At 50.0% G+C, this 12,799-nt stretch carries 8 protein-coding genes and 1 pseudogene; 2 read left to right on the forward strand and 7 right to left on the reverse strand.

Annotation, left to right across the window (positions count from 1 at the left end; translation table 11 throughout):
* Nucleotides 1-198: 198 nt before the first annotated feature.
* Nucleotides 199-831 (forward strand): LysE family transporter, encoded by a 633-nt coding sequence (locus tag BEA93_RS23380; RefSeq protein ID WP_123057421.1) that lies wholly within the window; start codon nucleotides 199-201, stop codon nucleotides 829-831.
* 34 nt (nucleotides 832-865) lie between these two features.
* Here the strand turns inward: BEA93_RS23380 and BEA93_RS26410 are convergent.
* From BEA93_RS26410 to zorA1, 5 genes and pseudogenes are all read right to left on the reverse strand, one after another.
* Nucleotides 866-1,040, reverse strand: a pseudogene (locus BEA93_RS26410) (hypothetical protein); the annotation flags it as partial.
* 179 nt (nucleotides 1,041-1,219) lie between these two features.
* Entirely contained in the window at nucleotides 1,220-4,459 is a 3,240-nt protein-coding gene (gene zorD / locus BEA93_RS23385; RefSeq protein WP_001515829.1) for a type I Zorya anti-phage system protein ZorD, read from the reverse strand.
* A complete protein-coding gene (zorC, locus tag BEA93_RS23390) occupies nucleotides 4,459-6,246 on the reverse strand; it encodes a type I Zorya anti-phage system protein ZorC (RefSeq protein ID WP_085448719.1) in 1,788 nt (595 codons plus the stop codon). Before zorC ends, zorD begins: the two co-directional genes overlap by 1 nt.
* Complete coding sequence (gene zorB1 / locus BEA93_RS23395) at nucleotides 6,243-6,980, reverse strand: type I Zorya anti-phage system protein ZorB1 (protein WP_000483326.1); 738 nt, start codon at nucleotides 6,978-6,980, stop codon at nucleotides 6,243-6,245. Before zorB1 ends, zorC begins: the two co-directional genes overlap by 4 nt.
* An 11-nt stretch (nucleotides 6,981-6,991) precedes the next feature.
* The gene (gene zorA1 / locus BEA93_RS23400; RefSeq protein ID WP_105224960.1) at nucleotides 6,992-9,547 is read right to left on the reverse strand and encodes a type I Zorya anti-phage system protein ZorA1; all 2,556 of its coding nucleotides are present in this window, start codon (nucleotides 9,545-9,547) and stop codon (nucleotides 6,992-6,994) included.
* Nucleotides 9,548-9,958: 411 nt separating this feature from the next.
* Here zorA1 and BEA93_RS23405 point away from each other — a divergent pair, with 411 nt between their 5' ends.
* Complete coding sequence (locus BEA93_RS23405; protein ID WP_010377087.1) at nucleotides 9,959-10,126, forward strand: hypothetical protein; 168 nt, start codon at nucleotides 9,959-9,961, stop codon at nucleotides 10,124-10,126.
* A 142-nt stretch (nucleotides 10,127-10,268) separates the two neighbouring features.
* Here the strand turns inward: BEA93_RS23405 and BEA93_RS23410 are convergent, their stop codons facing one another.
* Nucleotides 10,269-11,651, reverse strand: a complete 1,383-nt coding sequence (locus BEA93_RS23410; RefSeq protein ID WP_001515825.1) for an amidohydrolase family protein — start codon at nucleotides 11,649-11,651, stop codon at nucleotides 10,269-10,271.
* 9 nt (nucleotides 11,652-11,660) lie between these two features.
* Nucleotides 11,661-12,611, reverse strand: coding sequence for a carbamate kinase family protein (locus BEA93_RS23415; protein WP_000661655.1), 951 nt, complete (start codon nucleotides 12,609-12,611; stop codon nucleotides 11,661-11,663).
* Nucleotides 12,612-12,799: the final 188 nt, after the last annotated feature.

A 12,799-nucleotide genomic window follows, 5' to 3' on the forward strand; every position in this document is an offset into this window, starting at 1 on the left:
AGCAGTTGGGTGACAACGGTTACAGCGATACCCAGGGAATGCTGGGTATGAAATATCTCTTTTGATGCCACTTTGCCACCTGTCGCGTACAGGTGGCACTCTTTTTAGATCCGCGTTCTTTGTGATCGCGCTCGCATTCAGTCATTTTTACTATAAATATGATGAAGTTAATTCAGCTTATTTATGAGTGAAATCACTATGGTTCCTTTGCACGCCGTTTACCTGACCGTTGGACTGTTCGTTATCACCTTTTTTAATCCCGGGGCAAATCTCTTTGTCGTGGTTCAAACCAGTCTGGCTTCAGGCCGTCGCGCGGGCGTACTCACCGGGCTTGGTGTCGCGTTGGGCGATGCCATCTATTCCGGGCTGGGGTTGTTTGGAATGGCAACGCTCATTACCCAGTGTGAAGAGATTTTCTCACTCATTAAAATCGTCGGCGGCACTTATCTCTTATGGTTTGCCTGGAACAGTATGCGCCGACAATCAACACCACAGATGAGCGCGCTACAACAGCCCCTTAGTGCCCCGTGGTATGTATTTTTCCGCCGTGGATTAATTACCGATCTCTCTAATCCACAAACAGTTTTATTTTTTATCAGTATCTTCTCAGTGACGTTAAATGCAGAAACGCCGACCTGGGCGCGTTTAATGGCCTGGGCAGGAATTGTGCTCGCGTCTGTTATCTGGCGTGTATTTCTTAGCCAGGCGTTTTCTTTACCGACCGTGCGTCGCGCATATGGGCGTATGCAGCATGTCGCCAGTCGGATTATTGGTGCAATTCTCGGTGTCTTCGCGCTACGGCTGATTTATGAAGGGCTAACACAGCGATGAGCTGATAATGGTATATCCAGGTCATCAACTTAATTGAGAAGTTGGACCGCCATCGAGGCCTCGAACCCCGTACCATACAACAATCCTGGTTGTCGTCTGCTCTTCCTGATGAGCTAATGGCGGTTTTTGATATGAGCCTTACAGTATTATTCGCTGTCAGGCTTTGGTGCGATGCATAAGATACAGAAAGCGCCCCATGCAAACTTGATGGAATTATGATTTTTTTCATATAAATGTCAACTCATACATTCACAAAATATATTTATTATTCATAAACCAAGCAACACCGAATCCCTGTCAGTTGACTTGCCCTGCCCCGGCATATTCAGGGTTATAGAAGGGGGCAACTTCGCACTCTTTTAGGTCTTGTCATCAACCATTGCGTTCCCTATGCCGGGGGAGCGCCCGCCAGCACCGCTTCAAAATCTGCGGCGGTCAGATCGCTTGCCCCTTTGAGCATATCTCTGGCCAACGCTCTGCGTCGGTTCAGTAATTCATCCAGCGTTTCTTCAAAAGTCATTAACTGGCTATCACGCACTGTCGGATAATAGACGTAAACATCTTTCTGCTGCCCAATGCGGTAGGCTCTGTCAGTCGCCTGATCTTCCTTCGCCGGATTCCAACAGCGGGTAAAGTGGATGACATGATTCGCTTTTTGGACATTGACGCCAAACCCAACGGCGATGGTGGATAAAATAATAACGTTAAAACCTGGCGTTGATTGAAATGCATCGATCAGGCTCTGACGATTTTGGTCACTGCCAGATTTGGTGCTGGTATCACCATTAATAATAAAAGGCTTAAAGCCAAAATTCTGCGCAATCAGATGTTGCAGCTCTCGTTGAATATCGCGCAGTTCCGTAAAAATAATCACTTTGTCATCAGATGACTGGCGAATGGTGTTTAACGTCTCCAGCAGCCATTTTACTTTCGGAGCATCGTTACGTAAGCGCAAATCTGCACTTACGGAATAAGGCCATGCGCAAATAAGTTTCAACCGATGCAGCAACCCCAGCATACCTGAGCCTCGTTGATCCAGCCCTTCGCTGATCTCCTGTTGGTTTTGCCAGCTTACAACCGAGTGGGTATAGAGATCCCGTTGCAATGGCAGCATATTCAACTGTTTACAGTACTGATCTTCAATCTTATCCGGCAGATCTTTCGCTACTTCTTCTTTGGTGCGGCGCAGTGTCTGCGGTTCTATTAATTTGCGTAGCGATTCGAGGACAGCATTATCATTCTGTTGCTCAATGGGGCGCAGATAATCTTTACCAAAATTATTTAAAGCCCCCAACAACCCCGGCTGAACGAAGTCAAATAAACACCACAGATCGACAAGGGTGTTTTCGACTGGTGTTCCGGTACATGCGACTTTAAATTGCGCCTGAATGGCTTTTGCCGATTGGGTTATTAATGCCGCCGGATTTTTGATTTTCTGCGCTTCGTCGCACACCATTATGGACCAGGGCTGACGAGCCAGGGAAAATTCCTGATCGCGCAACGTCTCGTAGGTAGTAAGAACAATATGCGCGTCACCCACCCAGTCATTTTGCAGTAAGTTCTTAATGCCCTTGCTTTTAAGTGCCTGAGGAATGCTCTCTTTCGCGCACTTCTTCGCCTTAAGCTCATTACCATAGAGTTTTAAAATCGACACCTGCTCGCGCAGGAAGAAATTCCCGACCTCACGTTCCCAGTTATCGAGTAACGATACCGGAGCAACAATCAGCGAGGGGGGCGCATCCGGGAAACGTTCTCGATGCCAGATGAGAAAGGTTAAAATCTGTAAGGTTTTACCCAACCCCATATCGTCCGCCAGTAAACATCCCGCCGTCTCGGTTGGCGACTTTAGATACAACTGTTGGAGCCACGCCACCCCTTTACGCTGATGTTCACGTAGCTGAATGGACGTTTTGAGGATCATCGGCAGTTCGACTTCTGCCTGATGTGCGCCGAGCAAGGAATCCCGCCGTTGTTTAACATACAGCGCCTGCTCAATATTTTGTTCTATCAGCAGAACGGCACGACTAACCGGTTCACTGCTTACGCCATCATTTGTTTCGCCATCGATTTTCTTTTTCCATTTATCGTGGAAAATTTCTGCTTCTTCGCGAGGCAAAAGGTTGTCGTTCCAGGGCATGGCAACTTCCGGCGCATCCGTGGCTTTTGCCTCTTCCAGCCGCTCTTCCAGTTCCTGAAAATGTTGATGATTATCGAGATCCCAGCCAGAGAACATGACCTCGCACATCTCTTGCGCAAGGTTCTCCGGAAGCCATTTTTCACTTTCACTTTTGACCAGATAAGGCGAACTGATTTTTTCAAATTCACCGATCCCGATAACCCGGTCACTGTATTTGTTGAGATCGAGAACGTGGGTAAAATTCATTCCCGCCGCCTGTTGCTGCCAGTTTTCAAGCAACGCCTGATAACCTTGCAGTTCTTCCTGGCTGAATCTGGAAAGCTCCAGATCGTAACCCTGCCAGACTCCGGCGGGCAGTTGTGCCGCTAACTTTTGTTCCAGTTCAGAGAGCAACGCCGCCAGTTCACCTGGGCGTTTAAAGATATAGGTTTCATCCGGCACGGATTGTTCAGTTCTGGGGCTGAGAAAAAGCGTTACAGATGCAATTTGCCTGTTTTCATCGATCTGCGGCTCCAGACGAAAATCATAAAAGTAGATCCCGGCGTCCTGTAAATTCTGCTCGTAAACGTCAGGATCGAGCACCTGGCTCGCCTCTTCACCAATCCAGGTGTAGGGATTGCGAACAAATGAGAGCGCATCATCCCCCGCCACTCGACGCCCGGTAATAGCGTGCACGGAGGTCAGGACGTCTTTGACTTCAGGAGAAAGAATGACATGATTTAAGACACCATCATCCCCTAAAACACGGTAACGATCCTGCACCTGTTGCGTACGGTCAAAAATCTGTAACCAGTTTGCAGGCTGCTCATCAAAAACCGGTTCAATTTCCAGTACCGGAGTATCTACCACCAGCGATTTTCGCAGTTTTAACTGTAACGATTCTGGCCTGATAACGATCGTTTTTGCGAGATAGTCATCCAGTTTTGCCCCTGCTTTTTTGGCCTGCCGCCGTATTTTAGCCCAACTGGTTTGGTTGACCGTTTCGCCCGGCGTCTGTCGCTGCTGCAATCTGAGTTGCTGTAGTGCGTCCAGAAGCTGCCAGTTCTCTTCGCTTAACACAAAGGTGCCTTCCGCAGAGGAAAAACTGGCTCCCGTGCAAGTTATTCCGACGGGGCGATAGTCGTCGGGCTGCGTCCATTTATCAATGAAAACGCGAAAAGTATCATCGCTAATACTTCCCGTTGCAGCAAGATGAGCCGTCAGATTGCGCTGTGGAGGAAAAGCGAAAATCGCCAGGCTGCTGGCATAGTCATCATTTTTCCGGATGCGATAAAAATCATCCCAGCTAAGAAACCAGCAATCAGACCAGTGTGAAACATAATCTTCCTCATGAAGCTGTTCCAGACATGAGGCGACAGGCCAGTTATCTTCACTATCAGCAAGACTAAAGGGGAAAGAAAAGCCCTCCTCTTTCATTACATACAGCGGCACAAATGAAGCGGGTAGTGAGGTATTCTCTTTAATAAATTTACCCAACAATTTTTTGAACACTATTTGCTCCAGTAAGTAAATTTACCCAGCACCGGTTTAAACCCGAGGCTGAGTAATTTTTGCGCCGCTTCATGGTCAGGCTCATTGAACTGAATGTGGATTGCGCCCCCCAGCCCTCGTTTATCCATCACTTTACAATCGACCGAACGAATAACCTCCCGGATTTGCTGTTCCCGGCCAGGTAGCTCTTTTTTGGCTTTTAACGCTGAGGCGATGATGTTGGTTTGCTCTTCCCGGTCTGACTTTGCATCACTGACTTCATGTTCAGGCAACGATGCAGGCTCTGGCCGACTCACGGTCTTTGACGCATTGAAGCGGGAGGCATCCAAAGTGACAGAGGGCTGATTTACATCTTCCGCAACGTAATCAATGCCCAACTTACGAAGTTCTTCGTCATATCGGCTCATCCAACCTTCAATTCGGTTGAGTGAGTAGCGAAATACCGGCGACAAATGCGGTAAACGCAACCGGACTTTGCGCCGGTTATTCCGCTTATCTTTCAGATCATAATCAATATCAAGAATGCCGGTTTCCGGATTAAAGGGCGCATTCCCCATATGGTAGGCATACATCGCCCCCACTTTCGAAAATTCGACAAACAGATAATCGCCAATGCGCATAATCATGGCATTGTTATCGCGTGAACCAGAGCCTTGCAGGCGGCTTAATCGCCCTGCGTTTTTCGCCCTGAACTCAACATAATCGGCATCTTTGGATCGCAGCGCCTCTTCGCCCAGCACAATGCGCGTATAGCTCATCTGATTGGCAAAACGTAGCCAGTAGAACAGGCGCGCATGGTCAACATCCCGATTGCCTTTCAGCAACTCAAAGAACAGCTTCAGGTCGTCTTTGGCAAACCACCCTTGCACCATCAGTAATACGGGATTTTCAACGTGAACCTGCCAGCTTTTATTACGACTGGTTAACTGCGGATTTCCCCAATATTCCAGGGCCAATTGCTTGAGTTCGAAATGTGTTTGATGTTTAAAAGCCGACTGATAATAACGGGTCAAAGTGGCTGCCAGAATATTATCTTTAAACCGCGTAAGCTGGCGGCTTAACGCGATAAGCGAATTAATTTTCTGCTGAAAATCATCGTCATTCTGGCGAAAAATCTCATTGATCAGGTGGTTAACAATTTTGCGCCATAACCAACTGGTTTGCGGAATTTGCGCAACTTTCTCCAGCACCGAAATATCCGTTATTTCTCCGCGCCCAAGCTGTTGTCCGAGAAGAAACCCTGCATTATCGGTAAAAATATCGCTATAGGTGTCAATGACCGACATCCAGGACATCTGACGCGGCGCGCTCTCCTTAAGTTGTTGAAAACCGTGGGCAATCTGCGTGCGTAGCTGCAGCCACTGCGGATTCTTTTCTGGCGTATCGCTGGCATGACCAAAGTAGCTGGTACATAACGCCAGCCATTCCCGCCGCGTTAACCGCCGCTGCGCAATTTTTTGTTCAATTTCAGCGATAATTCTCGCAAAGTTTGTTGCATCATCCATCAATGCAATTTCAAACAGATCGCCTTCTGCTACATCATTGAGGCCAAAAAAAATCATCTTCCATTCGAAGGGCTTTGGCATCTCCCCCGCACGCAGTCGGGCAATGGCCTGTCGGCGTTTCTCCAGAGGGGGAACCATCTTCACCGCGCGAGCATCTACCTTTCTCTCAAGTTGCGCGATAACGCGCTGAAGATAGTTAAAAGCGTGGCTTACCGTCGGCTGCGCGTTCTGCTCTCTGTAGGGAAGTAAGCGGGTTTTCAGTTTTTCAATAGCGGAAGTCATTGCATGATTCCTAGCTGACAGGTTTCCTGGCTAATGCCTGGAACAACATCCATGCTTTCATCGTGCTTTTTGTCTTTCAGGCCAAAGAATTGCATCCGCAGTTCTACGCGACGGCTGGCCTCTTTGCTCTCTTTCGCATTGTTGAACGAAACCCCACCCGCCAGAAATAATTTGCGGATCTGGACTTGCTGTTCCGGGGTTATTTTTTGCTGTAGCGCGCTTCTGCTATCCAGCAAACTGCACATCACCCACTCCGAGCGTTGCAACGAAAGATGCAAGTTATAGAGATAAGAACCATCGGTATCCGTAAAACCTTCTATAACAATTTGCTTAAACCATTTTTTGCCTTCATCGCTATTTGCCGCCTCCAGCACTAACGGCACCACATCCTGTAGCGCCTGTAATCCTTCGGCGTTAAGCGCAAAGCGATTGTGCTCAAAACGCCCTGCTTCACCAAAGCTGATACGGTTATCATGGCAGTCAACCTGAATCGTCTTGTTGAGATTTTTTGCCTGAAGTTCAAGTTTTTCACACAGGCGAGCGATATCATGCCCGCGCGATTTCTCCCCGGCTTCCGCCTGCTGAATTCGCTGCGTAACAGAGCTAAGCGACGCCACCATCACCACCAGAAACAACACCATCATGGCAGTCATCAGATCTGCATAGGAGATCCAGAAGGGTTTTTCCGCTTCATCGCTGCGCCGTTGCCTGCCATTAAATACCCGGTTAAACATCAGCCTGTTCCTTACGCGCGACGATGACGGAGTACCGTTTCCAGCGTATCCACGCTTTCACCGATAATCTCAACCGAAGAACTTAAGGCTCCTGCCGCTTTAGTCAGTTGCGTATCCATCTCCTGTAGTGAACGATTCAGGCCGTTTTCCACCCCGGTCGTAAAGGATTCAAAACTGGTTCCCATCACCTCGGCAATGTTATGCAGGAACTCCTGAGCCTCGCGGTTATATTGTTGCAGGCGTTCGGAATACGCCTTCAGATCGTCAACAAAACGGCTGCGGGATGATTGTTCATCATGGCTACGGTTAATCAGCGTTTCGAGTGCGGTTATGGCATTAGCCACGACTTCACGGGTATTACGATAATCAGCAATCAATGCCCCCAACTCCGCGCTGGCACCGGAAAGCGTGCGCCCTGCCTGTTGCGTGCTATTCAGCACCTCGGCGGTCAATTGATTAGCCTCGGCAACGCGATCGCCCGCGGCTTCAAAGCGGTCGGCGGCCACGCGCATTTTGTCGGCTCCTGTTTGTATCTCTTCCAGATGGCGCGTGGTGTTTTGCGCCATCCGTTGCAGCAACTCGCCAGAGGCTGATTGCTGTTCACGTAGCATCTGCATCAGCGACTCAACCTGACTTTCAAGCTGACCAATGATTCGCTGCACTTCCTGTTGCAACGCACTCTGCGCTGATTGCTGTTGCTGACTGAGCGACTTCTGACCTTCTTCCAGTTGTCCAAACAGGCTGCCAAGTTGGCTACCCAATTGATCAATACCGCTGGTCATTTTCTCTCGCAGGGCATCCTGGCTGGAATGCATGGTTTGCTGTAACGACGTCATAAACTGTTGTTGTTGCTCGGCCGCCGCCTGCTCACGCGCTTCGCTACGTGCCAGGAGCTGCTGAGTCTCTTCATGCAGCACGCGTTGCCCTTGTTCCTGAATCTGGCTCATCTGTTTTTGCCCGGACTCCAGTTGGCTGAATACACCCGCCAGGTTTTGCGTCAGCGCTTCCACCCCTTTGCTCATATTGCCTATCAGCAGATTTTGCGCCTGATTTTGCTGCTGATTAAGCTGCTGCTGGCCATTTTCCAGTTGTGCGAAAAGCGTTGCCATATGACTGCCAAGCGTATCCACAGAAGCCGCCATTTTTTCCATGGTTTCATTTTGCCCTTGCTGAACACTGGACTGGATAGCCTCAATAAAAGCGCGCATCTGTTCCGCCATCGCTTTTTCACGCGCTTCACTGTCGGCAAAGATTTTTTCCAGTTGTTGTGCCATCCGTTCGCCCGCACCCTCACCTTCTGCGCCAATACGGGCAACGGACTCCTGCAAACTACGCAGCATCTCATTCATCCCTGCCTGCATCTCCTGCTGACCGCTTTTCATTTCGCTTAACAGTTGAGAGATCAGTTGCGCGCTGCCCTGACGTGAGTCATCCCCGGCCTGACGCATATCCTGCAACAACGTAGAAAAACCGCTTTGCATCGACTGAATGGCTTCCACAGAACGCCCCATCATCTCCTGCATGGTGGTGAACTGCTGACCAAAGGTGTTATCCATTTTGCTCATAAAGGCAGTCAGGACGTTCTCCAGCATCGACTGCACACGATGGCTCTGATCGCCGGAAGCGGTTTGCACCACACCAGCAATTTTATCCAGCGGATTTTTCAGACTGGTTTCAATAGCGCCACTGACCTGTTCAGCAAACTGTTGGCCTGACTCGCGATATGTCGTTGATAATGTCTCTGCCAGCTTTTGATTTTCCCGCATCTGGCTATCTACCAGGTTTTGCAGCATTTCACGCAGGTCAGTGACCAGACCATCCTTAAGTTGCCTCGCATGGGTGGTGTTTTCTTTAGTACTGGAAAGAAGTTGCGAAAGGTAATCTTCACCGACGCCGCCTTCAAAAAGCTGGTCAATGCTGGCGGTAAGGAGTTCAAGATTTTTATAACATTGCGCCAGTCGCCATTTTTCAAACATGGTGACCAGAATAGAGAACGTAATAGCAAATGCCGAACCTAAAAACGCATACAGAACGTCGCGTAAAAGGTTAGCGACACTGGCGCTGACCTGCTCTGGCGTGCTGGGGTCAAAATGGTGCAAACCAATCATCAGCCCCGAAAAGGTGCCGATAATCCCAATTCCGGTCAGGATGCCAGGGAGATGTTTAAACGCTTCTGTATAGAGAGGAATTTCGACTAATAACGGTTCCGTAAACCATGCTGACGACGGAGCCGTTGAGCGGATGGCGCTAATTTTTTTTTGCCCGCTGTTTTCATCAAACTCAAACTGGCGATGTAGAGACTCTTTAAATTCGCTCCAGGGGTGCGCAAAAAATTTATCAGAGAATAACGCGTCTAATTTTTCGAGTTGTTGTGCCGGTTTTTCATTGCCAAGTAGCCGAATTGCTTTCGCTTTTTGTTTAAAGCGTGCTGAAACCCTAAATGAAGGAATAGCGTAACGGACAATGAAACCCAACAACAAAACCCCAACCACAATAGCGACATAAATCGGCACATTTTCTGGATTAACAGAGGTTAACGTGTCGAGGAACGAAGTCAGCGAAAACATCTAAATACCTTGAGTGAAGGAAAAGAAATTTGCAGGGCAGAACATCACCAGCAAGGAAAAAAACCGCCCGCTCATTATAGGAAAAGTCTCGATTTTTACATCTACAAAACGTTATATATCTCATAAAAACATTGATCAAACACATGCGTAAGAAATTTAAATCGCTTGATGGAAATAATTCACAAAATTTATGCTTTATGACACAAAGATTGTGGATTTTATTTTTTGCCGCCGGGCTTACGGATGAAACTTTTTCATGGAGTGCGCGGCTTCTAATAACGTCCAGTCACTATTCAACGAGACAATTAAATGAGTGAGATTGACATTAAGGGCGATGAAACGCTGGTTGCTCTGCTACTGAACGCCGACAAAAACGAATACCACCAACGCCAATAAAGTCATTTTGCGAAAATGGCACAACAATCGCTTAATGCCGCAAAAGTCGCAATTAAGGACGCCCGTCAGGCGTTCGGCCAATTCCAGCAAAATATGCTGGATAAGCCGTTACAGACCAGCCGCATGTTGATGGAAATGAAAGATGGTAAACCGGTGAAGTGTTATGCGTTGCCGAATGCTTAAGGCGACTCGTAAGATTTGCTGTGTGGTTAGTGGAACCACACACTATTTCTCATGTTCAGGAGAATCAAAGCCAACAAAGCCATATTCAGGCGCCCCCATCCCTGGGGTTCCTGCTCGCCGTTACAAACGCGTCAAATGCACATCACCCTGTCACACTCCCCCATACCAGTTGTCCTTTATGGAACGTCGCCGTGCGCGGCGAGATACGCGCCACCGCCTCGGCGGAACAGGAGGCATCCACCAGCACAAAACTGGCGTCATCCTGCGCTTTTGGCCAGACGCGCTCGCCTTTTTCATTCAGCGGCAAAACGTCACCAGTGGCTAAAAACAGCGAACGGGACAGGTTTTGTTCGTTAGGGCGAATATAAAGCTGCGCGTACAAATTGGCTTTCTCCAGCATGTCGCCCAGGCCGTAAGGCGACCAGTGATCAATAACGCTGTCGGTGCCGGTCATCACTTTTACGCCCTTGTCGTGTAGCTGCTTGAGCGGCATATGCAACGTGCCAATCGGCACCGTCGAGGCGATAGAAATTTGCTGCGCCGCCATCCGGTGCGCCAGTTCATCTACCTGTTGCTCGTTGAGCATGGCCAGCGCAAAGGCGTGGCTGATGGTCAGCTTGCCTTTTAGTTGCGGCGTTTTCTCTACCGTTTCAACCATATAATTGATGGCCGCCACGCCCGCCGGAGTGGTTTCGTGCAGGTGAATATCGACGCCTTTGTCATAGTCCAGCGCAATCTGGAACATGGTGTCGAGAGATTTTTCCATCGCACCATCAACACTGGTCGGGTCCAGGCCGCCGACGTAATGCGCGCCTGCCTGCATCGCTTCGCGCATTAAGGGTTCCGATTTCGACAGCAGCAAACCGTGCTGCGGGAAGGCGACAATTTCACACTCGAAGCCCGCCTGACGTCGCGCCAGCACCGCCTGCAAATTTTGCAGATTTTTCAGGCCGGAAACCGGTTCGATATTGCAGTGGCTGCGGGCAATGGTGGTGCCTTTCGACTGCAATAAATCGATCAGTTTTTCCGCCCGCTCCTGAGTGTACGGTTGCAGCTCCGGCAGCATTTTCTGCTCGAGCTTGATCATGTCCTGGATGGTGGTGCCTGCCGGGCGATTGAGTGAACGCCACGGCCCGCCGTAAAAGGTTTTGTCGAGATGAATATGCATGTCGCGGGTGGTGGGCAACATCAACTTACCGCCAGCGTCATAGTGCGGCAGCGTGGCGTCCGGATGCTGCTTGTTCTCGCGCAGCGCAACAATTTTGCCGTCCTGAATCTCCACGGTCTGGCGCGCCGTGCGGGTCTGCACCGCCACGCCGTTTTCGTAGTCAAAACCGTTTTCCAGCAGCACGTTGTCGAGATAGTAATGCGGGTCAGTGATTTTCATGGTGTTGTTCGCTTCGCAGTGGATTGTGTCAGAGGCTGCCGCATGGGCAAGCGGCACAGACGTACCAAACAGCGCGGCGGCGGTGACCATCTTACCGCTCTGGCTCAGAAACTCACGGCGGCTATTGCTTTCTTTCATCTTACGTCCTTACGTTTTAATAATATGAGTGCCCGTTTCACCGCGCAGCGCCGCGGGCAGGCATTCCGGCGTGGTGATAATCACTTCTTTGCCGCCCTGTTCCAGGAACGTCAGGCTGGCGATGATTTTTGGCAACATGCTGCCGGGCGGGAAATGCCCTTCCTGCATATAACGGGTCATAGTGGCAATATCTACGCGATCCAGCGCCTGCTGCTGCGGTTTGCCAAAGTGGATACACACTTTTTCCACACCGGTGGTGATCACCAGAATGTCGGCGTGAATTTCACGCGCCAGTAGCGCGGTAGAGAGATCTTTGTCGATAACCGCGTCCACGCTTTGGTAATCCCCCGCTTCGCTGCGTACCACCGGAATGCCGCCGCCGCCCGCACCAATCACCACAAAGCCCTGTTGGATCAGCGCTTTAATAGCAGGTGCTTCGACAATACGTTTCGGTTCCGGCGAGGCGACAACGCGGCGATAGCCCCGTCCGGCATCTTCTACAAAACGCCAGTCAGGGTTTGCCTTTTGTAATGCGTCACGCTGGGTTTCACTGAAGAATGCGCCAATAGGTTTGGTGGGATGAGCAAAACCCGGATCGTTTTTATCCACTTCCACCTGAGTCACCACGGTGACGGCTTTTTTCTCGCCGTGGCGGGCAAGCCGGTTATTCAGCGCCTGTTGGATCAGGTAGCCAATGCCGCCTTGCGTATCTGCCACACAGTTCGCCAGCGGCGTTAGGGGCAGCCCTTCTCGCTCATGGGCAATCTCCGCGCGGCGTAAATCCAGACCGACCTGCGGCCCATTGCCGTGGGTCAGCACAATGTCGTAATCGGAAGCCAGCATTTCCAGCACCGTATCGGCGACGGCTTTCACCGCCTCCGCCTGATGCTCAATCGACTGGCTGGCGTTATCTTTGATAATGCTGTTGCCACCAATGGCAACGACCACAAGTTCTTTCATGTTGTTATGTCCGCTACAGAGGGTGATGGGGTTATGACCAACGCCAGACTGCCTGATGCGCTACGCTTATCAGGCCTACAATTCTCGTGCCATTCGCAGGCCGGATAAGGCGTTCTCGCCGCATCCGGCAATGGTGACAAATGCCTGATGCGACGCTCGCGCGTCTTATCAGGCCTACAGATTCTTGC

Source organism: Escherichia sp. MOD1-EC5950 (genome assembly GCF_002965345.1).
Taxonomy (GTDB): domain Bacteria; phylum Pseudomonadota; class Gammaproteobacteria; order Enterobacterales; family Enterobacteriaceae; genus Escherichia; species Escherichia marmotae.

What these genes read in the sequence shown, in the direction of transcription:
- BEA93_RS23410 (WP_001515825.1), bottom strand. Translation starts at nt 11,651, where the DNA reads ATGAAAGAAAGCAATAGCCGCCGTGAGTTTCTGAGCCAGAGCGGTAAG.
- zorB1 (WP_000483326.1), bottom strand. Translation starts at nt 6,980, where the DNA reads ATGTTTAACCGGGTATTTAATGGCAGGCAACGGCGCAGCGATGAAGCG.
- BEA93_RS23405 (WP_010377087.1), top strand. Translation starts at nt 9,959, where the DNA reads ATGGCACAACAATCGCTTAATGCCGCAAAAGTCGCAATTAAGGACGCC.
- zorC (WP_085448719.1), bottom strand. Translation starts at nt 6,246, where the DNA reads ATGACTTCCGCTATTGAAAAACTGAAAACCCGCTTACTTCCCTACAGA.
- zorA1 (WP_105224960.1), bottom strand. Translation starts at nt 9,547, where the DNA reads ATGTTTTCGCTGACTTCGTTCCTCGACACGTTAACCTCTGTTAATCCA.
- BEA93_RS23380 (WP_123057421.1), top strand. Translation starts at nt 199, where the DNA reads ATGGTTCCTTTGCACGCCGTTTACCTGACCGTTGGACTGTTCGTTATC.
- BEA93_RS23415 (WP_000661655.1), bottom strand. Translation starts at nt 12,611, where the DNA reads ATGAAAGAACTTGTGGTCGTTGCCATTGGTGGCAACAGCATTATCAAA.